We start from the raw sequence: 18,279 nt of genomic DNA, 5'->3' as shown, positions 1-18,279 counted from the left end.
TTCCGCAACCTTGCCAACTACATCGCCCGATCACTCCTCGAGACCGGCGGATTCAGACCCCGATTACACCCTCAAATGCGATGAGCCATTTAAGGCATGGACGTAGGCTGGGGTGCTCATTCTCTTCGGCGCCCCTAGGAACTTGCCTGATCACGACGGTGGGCAGTCCGGGTTCAATGCGCTCAGATTGGGGCAACACAGTGCCGCGGAAGCCTGCTAAGCAACGGAGCTATAGTCAATGCGGCAATGTCCCGTTCCTGATCCTCGGTTCAGAACTGGTGAAGCCGACAGGGTCCTCGGAGAGGGCACGCCGCACGCACTCCAGGTGGCTCGGCCCGACGTCGGGCAAAGTGTCCAGGCTGAACCAGCCCACCGCGAGGTTTTCGTCGTCGTTGACTCGGGCCTCGCCGGCGACGTAGCGGCACCGGTACTCCACGCTGAGGAAGGTGCACACATCGCCATTGGGGAACGTGATGGGGCCGTTGACCACCACATCCAGGAGCCGCTCCACCTCCACGACCACGCCGGTTTCTTCCTCGATTTCCCGCACGAGTCCGCTGGCCGGCTCCTCCCCCGGTTCCAGGATGCCGGTGATGAGCGCCCACCGTCCGTTGTCGGCCCGTTGCCCGAGCAGGATCTCGCCCGCGTCGTTGAAGACCACCCCGCGGACGCCCGGCAGCCACAGAGGATCATGGCCGATTTTTTCGCGGAGTTTCAGGACGTACTCGGGTGCCGGCATGGAACCAGCCTACGGCCTGCCAAGCGGGTTCAGGCGGGGAGCACCGCCATGGCCGCGGCGGCGCCCGCGAGCATGAACGGTCCGAAGGGAATGGCGGAGCTGAGGGTCCCGCGCCGCGTGGCCAGGACAACCAGGCTCCACAGCCCGCCGAAAAGGAACGCCAGGAACGTCCCGGCGAAGATGTGCGTCCACCCGAGGTAGCCCAGGTAGAGGCCCAGCACGCCCGCCAGCTTGACGTCCCCGAATCCCATGCCGGGCGGATGGATCAGCCGCAGGACGAAATAGAAGAGCCACAGCGCCGCTCCCCCGGCCACGATCCCCAGGACTGGCACCCCGAAAAGGCCGGCGCCGGCGTCGGGCATGTCCTGCAGCGCGCCGGACACGGCAACGGCGAGCGCCGCCCCGGCAAGCAGCACCCCGGCCACCCCGTAGGACGGGAACACGATCCGGTTGGGCAGCAGGTGGTGGCGGACGTCGATGATGGTGAGCCGGACCGCCATGACGGCGAAGTAAAGGCACGCCGCCAGGACCAGCCAGAAGGCCACGGGGCTGGCGCTCCACAGTTCACTGAGTCGTCGGATCACTCTCGGATGCTATCCGTTTTGCCGGCGGAGCCGCTCGGGCCGGGCCGTATTATGTGGATATGGGGCGCTACAGTGCAGATTCCGGGGGCGGAAACACCCCTGACATGTCCTCCACATTCCGCAATCTCTGCCGGTCCTCGCCGTGGAAATGGACCAGCCTCCGCTTCGAATACCGCGACCTTCCCGGTGACGGCAGCGGCCCGGTCAAGGCGTGGCTGCGCCGGCCGGGGGCGCTGCGTCTTGAGAGCGCGGACGGCGTGCTGCTGCACAGCACCACGGGCATCAACGATTCCCGGGACAGCTTCTACGTCCGCTCCAGCCGCAGTTCCTGGCTGCTGCCCGCCCACCTCGTGACGCCCGTGTACGACGGCGCCGGGCTGGTCCGCCGCCGGCCGGAAGCCGCGTACGGCGAGCCGTCCTTCGGGAACGGCCGCCTGGCGGCGGCACTCGATCCGGTGGAACTTGCCGGCAACGCCCCGGTGCCCATCGAGTTCCCGGAAAGCAATCCCGTGACGCTCGGCCCGGTGCGGGAGGTGGACCACGAGGGCCGCCCGGCCCTGGAATGCGTGGTGGTCCCGGGGCCCAATTACACGCCGGCGGACGCCGGTTCCCCGTTGTGCCTGCCGGGCAGGACCCGGCTGAGGATCGATTCCGGCACGGGCGTGTGCGTGGCGAGCGAAGCGCTCGACGGCGGCCCGGCCGGCACCGGGCATTGGATCCGTATCCTCGGCGTGGACGAGTACATGCTGGACGACTTGTTCCTGGCCGAGTCCATGAACCTGAGCGACGTCCGCCAGCACATCAGCTGGGAACCGGGCGCCTAGCGGCTAGGGCACCGCGGGCGCGTTACGCTGGGCCGATGACCTCCCTCACGGACATCTGGCCGGCCTTCGGGCTTATCCTCACCACGCCGCGCTTGCAGCTGAAACCGGTCCAGGACACGGACCTCCCTGCCCTGCTCGACGCAGCCCGCAGCGGAATCCACGAACCAGGACGCAACCCTTTCGGCGTCCCCTGGACCGAAGTGCCCGAGGAGGAGCTCGGCCCGAACATGGCCCGCTGGCACTGGACCTGCCGCTCCACCACGACCCCCGAAAAGTGGACCCTGCTGCTGGGCATCTGGCACGACGGCGAAATCATCGGCTGCCAGGACGTCTCCGCCAGGAATTTCAACTTCCTGAAAACGGTCGGCACTGGCTCCTGGCTAAAGCAGTCCATTCAAGGCCGGGGCCTCGGCAAGGAGATGCGAGCCGCCGTCGTCAGCTACGCCTTCGACCACCTCGGCGCGGAAGTCGCCGAATCCGAGGCTGCCGCCTGGAACGAAAAGTCCCTGGGCGTCTCCCGCTCCCTCGGCTACGAACTGAACGGCACCTACCGCACCAACTGGGGCCCGAAGGTCGAGGAAGTCCAACGCGTCCGCCTCACCCCGGAAACCTTCAAGCGCCCCGACTGGACCCTGAAGGTAGAAGGCCACGAACTGTTCGCGAAGTTCCTGGGGATCCACCAAGAGGCAAAAGGCGACATACCCACGAGACGGGACGGCGGTCCTTCGGCGACATACGCACGAGCGCGGCTGCGGCCTCCCGTAGGGAGCGCATCGCCGACCAGAGCACAGCGAAGGTCGCCCAGCGACCGCAGCGGAGCGGCGGGAGGTGTCTAAGCGACCGCGGGATGCCGCCGCCGCGCGGACGCAGCAACGGCGCGGCACCCAAGGCGAGGTGCCGCGCCGCGAGTTGGACTTAGCCCAGCCGGGTTAAATTTCCGCCCCCTCCAGCAACTCCGTAACCAGCGCCGCGATCGGCGAGCGTTCGGAGCGGGTGAGGGTGATGTGGCCGAACAGCGGGTGTCCCTTGAGGGTTTCGACGACGGCGGCCACGCCGTCGTGCCGTCCGACCCGGAGGTTGTCGCGCTGGGCGACGTCGTGGGTGAGGACGATCTTGGAGTTCTGTCCGATGCGGCTCATCACCGTGAGCAGGACGTTCTTCTCGAGCGACTGGGCTTCGTCGACGATCACGAAGGCGTCGTGCAGGGAACGGCCGCGGATGTGGGTGAGCGGCAGGACTTCGAGCATGCCGCGGTCCATGACTTCCTCGACGACTTCCTGTGAAACCAGCGCACCGAGGGTGTCGAATACGGCCTGTGCCCACGGGTTCATCTTTTCCGACTCCGAGCCGGGCAGGTAGCCCAACTCCTGGCCGCCGACGGCGTACAGCGGGCGGAAGACGATCACCTTGCGGTGTTCGCGGCGTTCCAGGACGGCTTCGAGGCCCGCACACAGCGCCAGGGCGGACTTGCCGGTGCCGGCGCGCCCGCCGATGGACACGATGCCCACGGAGGGATCCATCAGCATGTCGATGGCGAGCCGCTGTTCGGCGGAGCGTCCATGCAGGCCGAAGACGTCGCGGTCACCTTTGACGAGGCGCACCTGCTTGTCGGCGCCCACCCGGCCGAGGGCCGAGCCGCGGTTGGAGAGGAGCACCAACCCGGTGTTCACGGGAAGCTCGGCCGCCGCGGGGATGAACACCGGTTCGTGGCCGTACAGCGTGCCGATTTCCTCTTCGCTGGCTTCCACCTCGGCCATGCCGGTCCAGCCGGAGTCCTTCACGAGCTCGTTGCGGTATTCGTCGGCGAGCAGGCCCATCGCCGAGGCCTTGACGCGCATCGGCAGGTCCTTGGACACCACCGTGACGTTGCGGCCTTCGTTGGCCAGGTTCTTGGCGACAGCGAGGATCCTGCTGTCGTTGTCCGCGCCGCGGAATCCGGCGGGCAGGACCTCCGTGGAGATGTGGTTCATTTCCACGCGCAGGGTGCCGCCGTCGTTTCCGATGGGAATGGGCGTGTTGAGTCCGCCGTGTTTCACGCGCAGCTCGTCGAGCAGCCTCAGTGCCTTGCGGGCGAAGTAGCCCAGCTCGGGATCGTGGCGTTTGCCTTCGAGTTCGGTGATGACCACGATCGGCACAATGACTTCGTGTTCGGCGAAGCGCAGCAGCGCCCGCGGATCCGAGAGCAACACGGAGGTGTCAATCACATAGCTCCGGCCGGTTGCTTTGCCGGCCTGCGGTGCCTTGGCTTTGGGGCTCCGCTTGCTGCGAGAGGTAGCTGCACTTTCCCCGTTGGAAACGATTACGGGCAGTTGCTCAGAAATAGCCACATCGACTCCAGCCCCGGGCGTTCGCCCGGCTTATTCGTGAGGCGGCTCGGCCGAAGGCCGGGCTCGGCCCTCCACGTATAAGGTGCGATGTTTCGCTCCATCTACTGGCCTCCCCGATCAGCGGGCGGTTTTGCCTGCTGATGGGATTAACGTATTCCCGGGCATTTACATTTCCGGTGACAAACTGCGGCGATTCGCGTGTCCGCGGTGTGAACTTCATGTGAACCCCGGCCAACCGAGGTCGGGATTCCAGGAGGAGTCAGGCGCCGAAGCGCCGCTGCCGTCCCGCGTAGTCCCGCAAGGCCCGAAGGAAATCGATCTTGCGGAAGGCCGGCCACAGGGCCTCGCAGAAGTAGAACTCGCTGTAGGCGCTCTGCCACATCAGGAAGCCGGAGAGCCGCTGCTCGCCGGAGGTGCGGATCACCAGGTCCGGGTCCGGCTGGCCGCGGGTGTAGAGGAAGCGGGAGATATCGTCGACCGACAGTTCGTCCGCCACCTCGGCCATGTCCCGGCCCTTGGCGACGGCGTCGTGCAGGAGTTCGCGGACGGCGTCGACGATCTCGCGGCGGCCGCCGTATCCGACGGCGACATTCACGTGCAGCTTTTCGCGCACCGGCGTGCGGGCGGTGAGTTTGTTGAGCCGCTCGGCGAGGTAGTCGGGCAGGAGCTCGGGGGCGCCCATGGCGTGCACGGAAATGTCCGGGGCTTCATCCAGGCGGTCCATGGTGTTGGCGATGATGCCCATGAGCAGGTCCAGCTCCTCGCCGGAGCGGCTCATGTTGTCCGTGGAGAGCATGTAGAGGGTGACCACTTTGACGCCGAGTTCCTGGCACCAGCCGAGGAACTCGTGGATCTTGTCCGCGCCGGCCTGGTGGCCCTCACTGGTGGGGGCGTTGAACTGCCGGGCCCAGCGGCGGTTCCCGTCAACCATGACGCCGATATGCCGCGGAATCCTGTCCGTTTCGAGGGCGCGCAGGAGCTTGCGTTCGTAGAAGCCGTAGAGAATCCCGGGCAGCTCCATCCGGATCTTCACCTGACTTCCTTCACTCACCACAGACCCGGGCGAGGTGCCGCAGGCGCATCACCTAGGCTACCGCCCCGGGCCGGAATGGACGTGCACGCACAGTCGTGAAGCGAAGCCGCCAGAAGTTACTCGTTGGTAACCTACCGGATCGTAGCCTATTCTTTAACAATGTCGGAGCTCTTGGCCAAACCCCTCTGGCGCGGCTGGATCCACGCCGTCGCCGCCCCGTTCGCCGTCGCAGCAGGAATTGTGCTCGTGACCTTGGCGCCCGGCCCGGACCGCAAGATTGCCTCCGCGATCTATGCGGTCACCGGGGCGCTGCTGTTCGGCGTCTCCGCCGTCTACCACCGGGGCACTTGGCCAGAGAAGCGGCGGCTGCTCCTCAAGCGACTCGACCACAGCAACATCATGCTGGTGATCGCCGGCAGCTACACCCCCTTGGCCTGGTCCCTGCTGGACCGCCCCACGGCGGTGCTGCTCTTGTGGCTGATCTGGGCGGGCGCCCTCCTCGGTGTGCTGTTCCGGGTGCTGTGGACGCATGCACCGCGTTGGCTGTACGTGCCGATCTACGTAGCGCTGGGCTGTGCCGCGGTATTCTTCCTGCCGCAGTTCTTCGCGGCGAGCGTCCCGGCGGCGGTGCTGATCTGCGCCGGCGGTGTGTTCTACATCGCGGGAGCCGTGTTCTATGGGCTGAAGGCGCCCAACTTCCGGCCCGGGGTCTTCGGCTTCCACGAGCTCTTCCACGTCTTCACCGTGCTGGGGTTCGCGGCGCACTTCATCGCGATCATGCTCGCGGTACTGCGCTAGTCCCGCGTCCCGCCCGCGGGCAGGAAGTACGCGCTGCCGTCCGGTGCCCGTTCCACCAGCTCCACGTCGACCAGGTAGCGCCGCAGCAGGACCGGGTCGTCACTGTACTCCCCGAGCCGGGCGCTTAACGTCCGCTCATCGATCACCTCGCCCGGTGCGAGGACCTGCCCTGCGACCCAAGCCAGGAGCAGACGCCGCTGTTCCTGATTCGCCGGATACCTGTCGATCCGCCCGTCGCTCCGCAGGAACCTCTCAAGTCCGGCCCCGTCCGCGCGTCCGGGACGCCGGAGAAACCGCTGGAGGTACTCCCGGCTGACGCCGGGAGCGGGTTCGGCACCGGCAAGCACCCCGGCGTTGGCCAGGGCCGCCCGCGCTTTGCTCCGCTCCAAGGCGGAGAGCCGCCTGCCCTCCCGGTCGGCCTCTTCGAGGACCACTTCAGCCAACGCAATCCTGGTCTTTTCATTGAGCAGCAGGGCGATCAGACCGCGCCATTCCACGCCGCTCATCGCTCCCCCGTGTCCGCCCGGCTGCCAGTCAAGGCCGCGAGCTGTTCCCCGAGTTCCGCGGGCGAGGTGACCGGCCGCTGGCAGACCATGCCCCGGCACAAGTACACCTGGGGCGAACCGTCCGACGCGGCGCCGCGGTGCTCCAACAGCGCAACCGGTTCCTGTTCCGGACCCTGCCGGCCGCCGTCGGGATTTTCCTGCACGGCGACCACCATTCCCGGGCTCGGCGAGCGCAGCAGTGCCAGGTGCAGTTCCCGTCGGGCGGGTCCGTCCGGCCCGGCCACCGCGGCCTCGAGCGGGCCAGCAAGGGCTGCCTGCCCCGTGGCCAGGAGCCAGCCGGCCACCCGCGGCGCTCGGCTTGCGATGGGCGGCAGGAGGTTCAGGATGTTCCCGGCCATGGCCCGCTGGTCGTGCGAGCCCGAGTAGGCGGACGATGTCAGCAGGGCCCCGGCGAAGGCGGCCGCACCGCTGGGGGCGGCGTTGTCGAAGGGATCCAGGGCCGGGAGCTCGCCCGACGCGCGGAGCACCTGCCCGGACTCCCCCGCCGAATCGGTCAGACGTCCGCCGGCGGCGAAGCGGTCGGCGGCTTCCGCGAGCAGCTCCTGGGCGAAGGTGTACCAGCGGACGCGGCCCGTGACGGCATACAGCGCCAGCAGGCCGTCGGCGCAGAAAGCGTAGTCCTCCAGCAGGCCGCCGATTCCGCGGGCCGTCCCGTCATGGGAGACCCGGGCGAGCCGCGCCCGCCCGGGTTCGCCGTCGCGCGGCTCCCCGGCGTCCCAATGCACTCGCTGCAGGTAGCCGGCGATGTTCTCCGCCGCCTCGATGAAGCGGGGTTCGTCGAGGATGGCCCCGGCGTCAGCCAGGGCGGCGACGGCCAGTCCGTTCCAGCCGGCCACCACCTTGTCGTCCCGTTCGGGCTGGGTGCGGAGCGCGCGTTCGGCCAGCAGCACCGGGCGCGAACGCTGCCACAGTCTGGCCTCCTCGGCGTTGAATCCGCGGCCCGGATGCAGGGGCGAACCGTCCTCGGACACCGTCCCGCGCGGGGCGACGTTCATCAGCCGCGCCACCGCGGGCCCGTCCTCCGGCCCGAGGGCAGCAACCAGCTGCACGGGATTCCACAGGTAGGTGGCGCCTTCGTGGTGGACGCCGTCCATCACGGTGTCGGCGTCCAGGGAAGAGGCCAGGCCGCCCTCCGCGACTCCACCCAGCCCCAGCGCACCGATCATCCACGCCGCCGCTTCCCGGGCCACGGCGGCGGCTTCCTCCGCCGGGAAGACGGCGTCCCCGCCCAGCCGGACCCAGTGGGCGTACACCCGCACCAGCTGGGCGTTGTCGTAGAGCATCTTCTCGAAGTGCGGCACCGACCAGTCGCCAGTCACGGAATAGCGGGCGAATCCGCCGTCGAGCTGGTCCCTAAGGGCGGAGCGGGCCATCGCCGCCAGGGTGCGCCCGGCCATGTCCCGCGCCGCGTCCGACGTCCCGGACGGGACCGCCGCGTGACGGATGAGGAACTCCAGCACCGTCGACGGCGGGAACTTGGGCGCCCGGCCGAAGCCGCCGTCGGGGTCTTCCGAGCGCCCCAGCACGCGGACCGCCTCGGCGGGCAGCGCGGCGTCGAGCGCTTGCGGGACGGCGTCGAGCACGACGGCGGCACCCGCCTGCGCGTCCGCCATCCCGGCGGCGAGACCGTGCGCGTTCTGCTCGACGGCGTCGCGGCGTTCCAGCCAGGCCTCGCGGACCGCTTCGAGCACCTGCAGGAACGACGGCCGGCCGGGCATGGGTGCGGGCGGGAAGTAGGTTCCGGCGTGGAAAGCCAGGCCCTCCGGGGTGAGGAAGACGGACATGGGCCAGCCGCCTTCGCCGCTGATGGCCTGGGTGGCGGCCATGTAGACCGAATCGACGTCCGGCCGCTCCTCGCGGTCCACCTTGATGGCCACGAAATGGGCGTTCAGGTAGTCCGCGGTGGCCTGGTCCTCGAAGGACTCATGGGCCATGACATGGCACCAGTGGCACGCGGCGTAGCCGATGGACAGGAAGACCGGGACATCGCGCGCCTCGGCAAGCGCAAAGGCGTCGTCCCCGAAGGGCTGCCAGTGCACCGGATTGTGGGCGTGCTGGCGCAGGTAGGCCGAGGGCTCGGAGCCGAGAGCGTTGAAGCTCCCGGGCTCCGCAGAAGGGCGGCCGGCCGTGGGGCCAGCGTCAGCGGGCTGCTGCTCCGCCATCACCATCGGCCTCGGCATCGGTGCCGCCCTCGGCGGCAAGTCGGGCTTCCTCGACCTGGGCGCGGTAGCGGACCCGGCGGATCCTGCGGACCATGTCCACGATCAGGAAGGTCGTGAGCACCACGATGAAGGCGGTGAGGATGAAGCCCCAGGTACCGGGCGTCACCTGGTCCTCCGTCAGGCCCGGCCGCAGGGACGGAGACGGCGAAGGCGCCGGTGTCGTGGCCAGGGCGAGGAGCAAGTGGTGCACGGTTCAAAACCTTCTGTGGGAGGTGCTGGCTGCCGGACGGTGCTTTCCGCACCTGATTTCTACGTCTGATAGAAATCTCCGGCACGTTCTATCTTAGCCCTGCAAACAGGTCCTTCTCGGGCAGTTCGGCCTCGACCCGGGAATGCACCAGGGTGTAGTCCTCCCACGGCCACACCGTGCGCTGCAGGTCCGGTGAAACCGCGAAGAAGAAGCCTTCCGGGTCGATCTGGGTGCGGTGGGCCCGGAGCGCGTCGTCGCGGAGCTCGAAGTAATCCCCGCAGTCCACTTGTGTGGTGGTCTGGTGGGCAGGCCGCGGCGGGGTGTGGCCCTCGGCGTCGGCCTCCAGCCAGGCAGCCAGGCGGGCCGCGTACGGCGACTGTAGGCCGGCCTCCTCGAGAGCGAAGTGGAGGGCGCGGAACCGCTCGGGGCTGAAGGCGCGGTCATAGTAAAGCTTGGCCGGGGCCCAGGCCTCGCCGGTGCCCGGGTAGCGCTCGGGGTCGCCCGCCGCGTGGTAGGCCTCGACGGCCACCTTGTGCGCCATGATGTGGTCCGGGTGGGGGTAGCCGCCGTTCTCGTCATAGCTGAGGATGACGTGGGGCTTGAAGTCGCGGACGAGCCGCACCAGCGGCGCGGCGGCGCGTTCCAGCGGCTGCAGCGCGAAGCAGCCCTGCGGCAGCGGCGGCACCGGGTCACCTTCGGGCAGCCCGGAGTCCACAAACCCGAGCCACTGCTGGCGGATGCCCAGGACCTTCGCGGCGGCGTTCATTTCCAGCCGGCGGGCGCCGGCCATGTCGCGCTTGGGGTGCGGCGCGTCCTCCATGCCGGGGTTCTGTATGTCACCTCGGGAACCGTCGGTGCAGGTCGCCACCATCACCTCGACGCCGGACGCGGCGTACATCGCCATGGTCGCCGCGCCCTTGCTGGATTCGTCGTCCGGGTGCGCGTGGACCGCGAGGAGGCGGAGCGGGGCGGCGGAGCTGGGGGATGTGCTCATCCTTCAGGCATTCCTCTTTCTGGTGCTGCCGGCCGGGGTGCTGCCGGCGATGCTTGGCCTGCGTGCGGGTGGCAGGTGACGGGCTGGTGCAAGGGAGCCGCCGGATGCGCACTAAACTGGAGGGGTGACTTCGGAAGACCCCTCGGCTACGGCGCTGCCGGCAAGTACCAGCCTAGCCAATCGCTACGGCGGCCAAAAGCGGCGCCTCGGGCGCAAGGGGATGCGGAACCTGGTCATCGCGGCGCTGCTGCTGGGCATCGGGTTCATGGCCTGGATCGCCACCACCAGCGCCACTGCCCCGGTCACCTTCAAGGACATCGGATTCCACGCCACGGACGCCACGCAGATCGAGGTGGATTTCCAGGTCGCCAAGTTCCCCGGCGCAACGGCCAAGTGTGCTGTTAAGGCCCTGGATTCCAAGTTCGCGGTGGTGGGCTGGAAGGTGGTGGAGATCGGCCCGAACGAGCCCAAGGACGGCGCGGACGGCGGCCGCACCACCATCCACCGGCTGGCGCTGCGGACCGAGTCCGAGGCCGTTTCGGGCGTCGTGGACAATTGCTGGATCGTGGCCAGCGGCCACTAGGGCGGTGTGACGCGCGACTCCTTTGGCTTTGGTTTGTCCACAGGATTGACTACACTGGATCAATACCTCTACCCCGCTGAGCTGGTTACTGAGTTCCACGAGTGGCCACCGCTGCGGGGTCTTTTGCTTGCAGATCCATAAGGAGAAGTCCGTGTCTACCACCAACAGCGCAACTGCAGCGTGGCTTACCCAGGACGCATATGACCGCCTGAAGGCCGAACTGGAGCACCTGTCCGGGGCCGGCCGCGCGGAAATCGTCCAGAAGATCGAAGCTGCGCGCCAGGAAGGCGACCTGAAGGAAAACGGCGGCTACCACGCCGCCAAGGAGGAGCAGGGCAAGATCGAGGCCCGCATCCGCCAGCTGACCGTGCTGCTGCGCGATGCCCAGGTGGGCGAAGCCCCGGCCGACGACGGAATCGTCGAGCCCGGCATGCTCGTCGTTGCCCGCATCGCCGGTGATGAGGAAACGTTCCTGCTCGGCTCCCGCGAGATCGCCGGCGATTCCGACCTGGACGTCTTCAGCGAGAAGTCCCCGCTCGGCGTCGCCATCATGGGCCACAAGGAAGGCGACAAGCTCAGCTACACCGCCCCGAACGGCAAGGAAATCCCGGTGGAGATCGTGTCCGCCAAGCCGTTCACCGGCTAAGCCAGCGGTTTAAGCACGACGCCGGCCCTCCCCTTGTGCGGGAGGGCCGGCGTTTTGCTTTAAGCCGCCCAACTGGCTCGCAGTTAAGGCCGTTTTGAACCGTCAAAACGGCCTTAACTGCGAGCTACTTGGGCCGGCCGGAGGAGCACTGCGGCGAGGACGCCGCCCGCCGCGCCGCCCAGGTGGGCCTGCCAGGACACCACGCCCATCACGCTGGGCAGCACCCCGAACAGGATCCCGCCGTAGGCCAGGAACAGCACCACGGACAGCAGGAGCTGCCACCAGTTGCGGTTCAGGACGCCGCGCACCAGCAGGAAAGCGAACAGGCCGAACACCAGCCCCGACGCCCCAACCGTCACGCCCCCGCCGATCAGCCAGACCGCCACACCGGACCCCAGCCAACTCAGCGCCATCGTGGTCAGGAAGACCCGCAGTCCGGAGAGGAACACCAGGAAGCCGAAGATGATCAGCGGCAGGGCGTTGGAGAACAGGTGCCCGAAGTTGGCGTGCAGCAGGGGGAACGTCAGGATGTCCAGCGCCCCGTCCAGGCTCCGCGGGCGCAGGCCGAAGGTGCGGTTGAGCCCGTGCAGGAGCAGGGTGTTGATCAGTTCGATCACGGCCAGCAGCGCCACGAAACCGCCCATGAGGAGCAAGCCGCCCTTGGCACGCGCCGCGAGCGACTCCTTCCCGGGCGCCGGGGGCTCCGGTGCGCTGCCGCCGAGGTAAGCCATCCTGGGCCCCGTCAGTGCACCACGATGGGCTGGAAGCCTTCGGCGCGGAGCGCGGCGAGGACCTGCTTGCCGTGTTCGTGGCCCTTGGTTTCCAGGTTGATGGTGATGGAGACGTCGCCCATGCTGATGGCGCCGCCCACGCGGGTGTGGTCCAGGCCGGTGACGTTGGCGTCGTTCTCGGCGATGATCCGGGCGATGGTGGCCAGCGAACCGGGGCGGTCGTCGAGCATCATGCGGACGGTCATGAAGCGCCCGGCCGCCGAGAGGCCGCGCTGGATCACCTTGAGCATGAGCATGGGGTCGATGTTGCCGCCGGAGAGCACCACTGCCACCTTGCCGGGGTTTTCGATGGTGCCGTCCATGAGCGCGGCCACGCCCACGGCGCCGGCCGGCTCCACCACCATCTTGGCGCGTTCAAGCAGGAAGATCAGCGCCCGGGCGAGGGAGTCCTCGCTGACGGTCACGACGTCGTCGACCAGTTCGCGGATGATGCTGAAGGGCAACTGTCCGGGACGGCCGACGGCGATGCCGTCCGCCATGGTGGACACCTTCTTGAGCGGCACCAGGGCGTCAGCGGCGAGGGAAGGCGGGTAGGCCGCCGCGTTCTCGGCCTGGACGCCGATGATCCGGATCTCACGGCCGAGTTCCTTGGCCTTGGCCTTGATGGCCACCGCGACGCCGGCCAGCAGCCCGCCGCCGCCGACCCCCATCAGGATGGTATCGACGTCGGGAACCTGCTCCAGGATCTCCAGGCCGATGGTGCCCTGGCCGGCCACGACGTCGACGTTGTCGAAGGGGTGCACGAAGACGGCGCCGCTTTCGTCCGCGTAGCGCTGGGCCTCGGCAAGGGCCTCGTCGACGTTGTGCCCGTGCAGGACGACTTCCGCGCCGTGGCTGCGGGTGGCGGCGAGCTTGGGCAGGGCGACACCGAGCGGCATGTAGATGCGGGCCTTGATGCCCAGGCTCTTGGCGGCGACGGCCACGCCTTGGGCGTGGTTGCCGGCCGAGGCGGCCACGACGCCGCGGGCCTTCTCCTCGGCGGAGAGGCGGGCCATGCGGACGTAGGCGCCGCGGACCTTGAAGGAGCCGGCGCGCTGCAGGTTCTCGCACTTGAAGAACACTTCGCCGCCCACCATGGCGCCAAGCGCCCGCGAAGTTTCAATCGGCGTCTTGGTAATAATGCCCTCGAGCAGTTCCTGCGCCTTAAGGACATCGTCCAGGGTGACGGGCAGGGTTTCGAGGGTGTTCACGGATTACTCTCCTTTGTCGGTCTCGGCTGCCGGGTCCTGGCCGGGGCCTGGCCGGACGGCCGCTTCATGGGTGGGGGCAACATTGCCGCCCGGGGACTGCTTGCCGCCGTGCGCCTGGCGCAGGCCGGCAGGCCGGGTGTCCTTGAGGTTGGGGTCCTGGTCGGGATCCTGCACTTCGGCTCCGGCCTCCCTGTAAGAGGCGGACAGTCCTTCATCATGTTCCCACGTCCGGGCGGCAATATAGCGCACCGCCGTATTTGCTACGGCAAGCAGCGGCACGGCGAAGAGGGCGCCGGGGATCCCCGCGAGGTAGGAGCCGGCGGCCACGGACAGGATCACGGCCACCGGGTGCAGGGACACGGCCTTGCCCATGACGATCGGCTGCAGGATGTGGCTTTCCAGTTGCTGGACCAGCAGCACGATGCCGAGCATGATCAGCGCGTTGACCCACCCGTTCGCCACGAGGGCCAGCAGCACGGCGATCGCACCAGTGACGAGGGCACCCACCACGGGGATGAAAGAGGCGATGAACACCAGCACGCCCAGCGGCAGGGCCAGCGGGACGCCGATGATCGCGGCACCGGCGCCGATGCCCACAGCGTCCACGAACGCCACGAACATCTGGATGCGCACGTAGCTGACCATCGAGGCCCAGCCGCGGCGTCCGGCGCCGTCGGTGGCCGCGCGGGCCCGTTTGGGCAGCAGACGGACCAGGAAGCTCCAGATCCGTGAGCCTTCCAGCAGGAAGAAGATCAGGATGAACAGCGCCAGGACCAGCCCGGCGGCGAAGTGGCCGGCTGTGCTGCCGAAGGACAGCGCCCCGCTGAGGATGCTGCTGCTGTTGTTCTGCAGCGCGTTGACGCCGTCTTCGATGTACTTGTCGATCTGGTCGGCCGTGATGTGCAGCGGCCCGTCCGCGAGCCAGGACTGGACCTGCTGGATGCCGGTCAGGGCCTGCTGCCACAGTTCACCGAATCCGGTGGCGAGCTGCCGGCCCACGAGCGCCAAGGCACCGGCGATCAGCCCGATGAAGCCCAGCACGGTGACCGCTACGGCGAGTCCCTTCGGCATGGCCTTGCGCAGCCACGCGGTGACCGGGTGCAGCAGGCCGGCCAGCAGGGAGGCGACCATCAGCGGGATGATGAGGAAGCTGACCCTGGACAGGAGCCAGATGAACGCCCCGACCACCAGCAGGATGAGCCCGATCCGCCAGGCCCAGGCTGCCGCGATCCGCACGCCGTAGGGGATGTCCTGCGCGATTTCGTGTTCGGAAAGCCGGGGTGCAACTGCCGGACGGGCAGGCGGCGAAGAGGGTGTGGCGTCTGGTGTGGGCGTCATGCCCCCATAATTCCGCAGGCGGGGCCGGATGGGAAACCGCCCGGCCCGGCCTGGGGAAAGAACTCAGAGCGCCGCCGAAATCCCCCAGCGCATGGTGAAGGACGCGCCGGGCTCCAACCACCGGAGGCCCTCGCCCGTATTGAAGGCGTTCGCGGGGCCGGTCATGGGCTCGATCGCCACCGCCTTGCTGCGGCCCGGGAAGTTGCCTGTGACGAAGACGTGCACGTAGCCGCAATTCTCGTCCTGCTCGAGGGAGACGCTGCGTCCGTCCGGGTCACTGAGCACGTGGCGGGCCATGCCGCCGTCGAACACCAGGTCCGTATAGGCGACGTCGATGTCCAGGTCCGCGACGGCGGCCCCGCGACCCAGCGCATACTCACCGTCCGCGGGGGCGGCACTGCGCGGGATGAGCCGCTCGTCCGCCACCAGGCGGGTGGCTGCGTGCACGGTCAGCCGCAGGTCCTCCGGGGCGGTGTCGCCAAGGCGCAGGTACGGGTGGGCGCCCAGCACGAACGGCGCCGCGGAGTGGGAATCGTTGATGAAGGTCTGCGAGACGCGCAAGGCCAGCCCTGCATCGATTTCGTAGCGCACCCGATGCCGGGCCAGGAACGGGTAGCCGTGCTGCGGGAAGATCATGGCTTCGAGGGTGACCGAGAACTCGTCCTCGTCCACCAAGGCGTACGAGGCGTTGCGCAGCAGGCCGTGGCTGGCGTTGTTGCGGCCCACCTCGGTGATGTCGAGCTGCTGCTTGGCGCCGTCCAGGTACCAGACACCGTCCTCCACGCGGTTGGCCCACGGCGCCAGGGTGATGCCGGTGGCACCGGGCGGGAGCTCGTCATCGTTGTAGCTCTCAGTCAGCTGCACGCCGCCGCGGCTGAACAGGCGCAGGCCGGCGGCCAGCTCGGTGACGACGGCGAGCGCGTCGCCGCGGCGGAGCTCGTACTGGCGGCCGCTGGCAAAGCGGCGGGATTCGGTCTGTTCACCGGCGGTCTCGGTAGGCATGGCATAACCGTACTGTATCCGCAGATGTGATGTTTTGTTAATTTATTTGCACTTTTGGTTAGTTGTGGGATGATTGTCACATGACTCGCCTTAGCAGCACTTTCCTCGCCGACGGCCGGGAGCTGATGTATTTCGACGACGCCGGCACCCCGCCGCGGGACCCCGCCTCCCTGGTGGACCACCGCAGCCTTCCGCCGCGTGCCGAGCCGGGCGAAGTCCGCTTCGACGCCCTGAGCGGTGACTGGGTGGCTGTCGCCGCGCACCGCCAGACCCGCACGCACCTGCCGCCGGCAGACCAGTGCCCCATCTGCCCCACCACACCGGACAACCCCTCGGAAATCCCGGCGCCGGACTACGACGTGGTGGTTTTCGAAAACCGCTTCCCCTCACTCGGCCCGGCCACGGGAGAACTGCCCGGTGCCGGGAACTGGGACCACAACGGCTGGGGATACACTGCACCGGCCTACGGCCGCTGCGAGGTGGTTTCCTTCACCCCCCAGCACACCGGCTCCTTCGGCGAACTCAGCGAACAGCGCGCCCGCACCGTGATCGAGGCCTGGGCACAGCGCACCGAGGCCCTGAGCGCCCTGCCCGGCATCAAGCAGGTCTTCCCCTTCGAAAACCGGGGTGCGGACATCGGCGTCACCCTGCACCACCCGCACGGACAGATCTACGCCTACCCCTACATCACCCCGCGCGCCGGGATCCTGGCTTCCGCGGCAGCCGCCCATTTCGAACGGAGCGGCGGCAAGGAGACCCTGGCCGAATCCATCCTTGGCGCCGAACGAAGCGAGGGAAGCCGGATGGTCCTGGAGGCGGAGCACTTCAGCGCCTACGTCCCCTTCGCCGCGCGCTGGCCCCTGGAAATCCACCTTGTCCCGCACCGCCATGTCCCGGACCTGGCCGCCCTGAACGGCGCCGAACGCGACGAACTGGCCGTGGTGTACCTGGAACTGCTCAGGCGGCTGGACCGGCTCTACCCCACGCCCATGCCCTACATCTCCGCCTGGTACCAGGCACCCTTGGAACCCGCGCTGCGCGAATCCGGCCGGCTGCACCTTCAGCTGACGTCCCCGCGCCGCGCCGCGGACAAGCTGAAGTTCCTCGCCGGCTCCGAAGCAGCCATGGGAGCATTCATCAACGACACCACCCCCGAGGCCGTCGCCGAAAGGCTCCGGGCCATTGCAAGCCCCGCCTTCAAGGACACCCTCCAGCAAGGAGCACGCGCATGACCCCCACCCGGGCCGGGCACCACACCGGCGGGCAGCTCCACGGCGGGCTCGCCGCCCGCTTCGAGGAGGCGTTCGGGACAGTGCCCGACGGCGTCTGGCAGGCACCGGGGCGCGTGAACCTGATCGGCGAACACACCGACTACAACGAAGGCTTCGTGCTGCCTTTCGCGATCGACAAGACCGCCAAGGTGGCCATCCGCCTGCGCAGCGATTCCTCCGTGCGGCTGCTGTCCACCTACGGCGACCAGGGCATCGTGGATGCGGACCTGGCGGAGCTTACTCCCGGGTCCGGCAAGGGCTGGAGCAAGTATCCGTTGGGTGTTGCCTGGGCCTTGCAGCAGCGGGGAATCGCGGTGCCCGGCTTCGAGCTGCTCCTGGACTCCGACGTCCCGCTGGGCGCCGGCCTCTCGTCCTCCCACGCGATCGAATGCGCCGTCATCAGCGCCCTGAACGACCTCCTCGGCGCCGGACTATCCGCCGAACAGATGGTGCTGGCCACCCAGCAGGCCGAGAACGGCTTCGTCGGCGCCCCCACCGGCATCATGGACCAGTCGGCGTCCCTCCGCGGCAGCAAGGGCAAGGCGGTGTTCCTGGACTGCCGGGACCAGAGCGTGCAGCTGGTCCCCTTCGACGCCGAATCCGCGGGCCTGGTCCTGCTGGTGATCGACACGAAGGTGTCGCATTCCCACGCCGACGGCGGATACGCCGCGCGCCGTGCGTCCTGTGAGCTGGGTGCCCGGCTCATGGGCATCCCGGCACTGCGCGACGTCGCCGTGGAACAGCTCGACGACGCCGCCCAGGTCCTCGACGACGTGACGTTCCGCCGGGTCCGGCATGTGGTCACGGAGAACGCGCGCGTGCTTGAGGCGGTGGAGCAGCTGGCGGCAAAGGGCGCGGGCAGTATCGGCGGGTTCCTGGACGCGAGCCACGTTTCGATGCGCGACGACTTCGAGATCTCCTGCGCGGAACTCGACCTCGCCGTCGACACGGCACGGACCAACGGCGCCATCGGGGCCCGGATGACCGGCGGCGGTTTCGGCGGCTCGGCGATCGCCCTGACCCCGGTGGAGCTGGAGCAGCAGGTGCGCGACGCCGTCGTGCGGTCCTTCGCGGACGCCGGCTACACCGCACCGGACATCTTCACGGTCACCCCCGCAGCAGGCGCCTCCCGCCTGGCCTAAGCAGGAACGGTTCGCGGGCTGGCGCGGGCGTAAGCTGGG

Annotated in this window: 18 protein-coding genes and 1 pseudogene; 7 read left to right on the top strand and 12 right to left on the bottom strand. The window is 68.5% G+C overall.

The window, feature by feature from the left end:
• Window positions 1-235: 235 nt before the first annotated feature.
• Together D3654_RS16610 and D3654_RS16605 are read right to left on the bottom strand one after the other, a co-directional pair.
• Window positions 236-739: an NUDIX hydrolase gene (locus D3654_RS16610; protein ID WP_120522565.1), complete on the bottom strand. Its 504-nt coding sequence runs from the start codon at window positions 737-739 to the stop codon at window positions 236-238.
• A gap of 29 nt (window positions 740-768) precedes the next feature.
• Window positions 769-1,323, bottom strand: a complete 555-nt coding sequence (locus tag D3654_RS16605; protein WP_120522564.1) for a prepilin peptidase — start codon at window positions 1,321-1,323, stop codon at window positions 769-771.
• A 104-nt stretch (window positions 1,324-1,427) separates the two neighbouring features.
• Here D3654_RS16605 and D3654_RS16600 point away from each other — a divergent pair, with 104 nt between their 5' ends.
• Both D3654_RS16600 and D3654_RS16595 read left to right on the top strand, forming a co-directional pair.
• Complete coding sequence (locus tag D3654_RS16600) at window positions 1,428-2,147, top strand: hypothetical protein (protein ID WP_120522563.1); 720 nt, start codon at window positions 1,428-1,430, stop codon at window positions 2,145-2,147.
• Between the two features lie 35 nt (window positions 2,148-2,182).
• A pseudogene (locus D3654_RS16595) lies at window positions 2,183-2,824 on the top strand (GNAT family N-acetyltransferase); the annotation flags it as partial.
• A 252-nt stretch (window positions 2,825-3,076) separates the two neighbouring features.
• Here D3654_RS16595 and phoH2 read toward each other — a convergent pair.
• Window positions 3,077-4,474, bottom strand: a complete 1,398-nt coding sequence (gene phoH2 / locus D3654_RS16590) for an RNA 5'-3' helicase PhoH2 (RefSeq protein WP_120522561.1) — start codon at window positions 4,472-4,474, stop codon at window positions 3,077-3,079.
• A gap of 259 nt (window positions 4,475-4,733) precedes the next feature.
• Window positions 4,734-5,495 (bottom strand): isoprenyl transferase, encoded by a 762-nt coding sequence (locus D3654_RS16585; protein WP_120522570.1) that lies wholly within the window; start codon window positions 5,493-5,495, stop codon window positions 4,734-4,736.
• A 171-nt stretch (window positions 5,496-5,666) separates the two neighbouring features.
• Here D3654_RS16585 and trhA point away from each other — a divergent pair, with 171 nt between their 5' ends.
• Window positions 5,667-6,305: a PAQR family membrane homeostasis protein TrhA gene (gene trhA, locus D3654_RS16580; protein WP_120522560.1), complete on the top strand. Its 639-nt coding sequence runs from the start codon at window positions 5,667-5,669 to the stop codon at window positions 6,303-6,305.
• Here the strand turns inward: trhA and D3654_RS16575 are convergent.
• The 4 genes from D3654_RS16575 to mca all read right to left on the bottom strand — a co-directional run bounded on the left by D3654_RS16575 (window position 6,302) and on the right by mca (window position 10,277).
• On the bottom strand, window positions 6,302-6,811 hold the full coding sequence (locus tag D3654_RS16575; protein WP_120522559.1) for a DUF2087 domain-containing protein: 510 nt from the start codon (window positions 6,809-6,811) through the stop codon (window positions 6,302-6,304). The two genes, trhA and D3654_RS16575, sit on opposite strands and share 4 nt — an antisense overlap.
• Window positions 6,808-9,051: a thioredoxin domain-containing protein gene (locus tag D3654_RS16570; protein WP_425359429.1), complete on the bottom strand. Its 2,244-nt coding sequence runs from the start codon at window positions 9,049-9,051 to the stop codon at window positions 6,808-6,810. The genes D3654_RS16575 and D3654_RS16570 overlap by 4 nt, the downstream gene beginning before the upstream one ends.
• On the bottom strand, window positions 9,011-9,283 hold the full coding sequence (locus D3654_RS16565) for a hypothetical protein (RefSeq protein WP_120522569.1): 273 nt from the start codon (window positions 9,281-9,283) through the stop codon (window positions 9,011-9,013). Before D3654_RS16565 ends, D3654_RS16570 begins: the two co-directional genes overlap by 41 nt.
• Before the next feature lie 88 nt (window positions 9,284-9,371).
• A complete protein-coding gene (gene mca, locus D3654_RS16560) occupies window positions 9,372-10,277 on the bottom strand; it encodes a mycothiol conjugate amidase Mca (protein WP_120522558.1) in 906 nt (301 codons plus the stop codon).
• 124 nt (window positions 10,278-10,401) lie between these two features.
• Between mca and D3654_RS16555 the strand changes: the two genes are divergently transcribed.
• Window positions 10,402-10,860 carry a DUF4307 domain-containing protein gene (locus D3654_RS16555; RefSeq protein WP_120522557.1) on the top strand — a complete coding sequence of 153 codons (459 nt, stop codon included), beginning with the start codon at window positions 10,402-10,404 and terminating at the stop codon, window positions 10,858-10,860.
• A gap of 151 nt (window positions 10,861-11,011) precedes the next feature.
• Entirely contained in the window at window positions 11,012-11,506 is a 495-nt protein-coding gene (greA, locus tag D3654_RS16550) for a transcription elongation factor GreA (protein ID WP_074586357.1), read from the top strand.
• 113 nt (window positions 11,507-11,619) lie between these two features.
• On the opposite strand, the gene D3654_RS16545 is transcribed toward greA, so the two are convergent.
• From D3654_RS16545 to D3654_RS16530, 4 genes are all read right to left on the bottom strand, one after another.
• Window positions 11,620-12,237: a rhomboid family intramembrane serine protease gene (locus D3654_RS16545; RefSeq protein WP_120522556.1), complete on the bottom strand. Its 618-nt coding sequence runs from the start codon at window positions 12,235-12,237 to the stop codon at window positions 11,620-11,622.
• A gap of 11 nt (window positions 12,238-12,248) precedes the next feature.
• Window positions 12,249-13,487: a threonine ammonia-lyase gene (gene ilvA, locus D3654_RS16540; protein ID WP_120522555.1), complete on the bottom strand. Its 1,239-nt coding sequence runs from the start codon at window positions 13,485-13,487 to the stop codon at window positions 12,249-12,251.
• Window positions 13,488-13,490: 3 nt separating this feature from the next.
• Window positions 13,491-14,825 carry an AI-2E family transporter gene (locus tag D3654_RS16535; RefSeq protein ID WP_245413290.1) on the bottom strand — a complete coding sequence of 445 codons (1,335 nt, stop codon included), beginning with the start codon at window positions 14,823-14,825 and terminating at the stop codon, window positions 13,491-13,493.
• A 63-nt stretch (window positions 14,826-14,888) separates the two neighbouring features.
• On the bottom strand, window positions 14,889-15,827 hold the full coding sequence (locus D3654_RS16530; protein ID WP_120522554.1) for an aldose 1-epimerase family protein: 939 nt from the start codon (window positions 15,825-15,827) through the stop codon (window positions 14,889-14,891).
• An 80-nt stretch (window positions 15,828-15,907) separates the two neighbouring features.
• Between D3654_RS16530 and galT the strand changes: the two genes are divergently transcribed.
• Together galT and galK are read left to right on the top strand one after the other, a co-directional pair.
• Window positions 15,908-17,059, top strand: a complete 1,152-nt coding sequence (gene galT / locus D3654_RS16525; RefSeq protein WP_120522553.1) for a galactose-1-phosphate uridylyltransferase — start codon at window positions 15,908-15,910, stop codon at window positions 17,057-17,059.
• Window positions 17,056-18,240: a galactokinase gene (galK, locus tag D3654_RS16520; protein ID WP_120522552.1), complete on the top strand. Its 1,185-nt coding sequence runs from the start codon at window positions 17,056-17,058 to the stop codon at window positions 18,238-18,240. The genes galT and galK overlap by 4 nt, the downstream gene beginning before the upstream one ends.
• Window positions 18,241-18,279 lie beyond the last annotated feature (39 nt).

The organism is Arthrobacter celericrescens, assembly GCF_003614925.1.
Taxonomy (GTDB): domain Bacteria; phylum Actinomycetota; class Actinomycetes; order Actinomycetales; family Micrococcaceae; genus Arthrobacter; species Arthrobacter celericrescens.
Note: the sequence above shows the minus strand (reverse complement) of the source record. Positions and strands in the feature narration are given on the sequence as shown.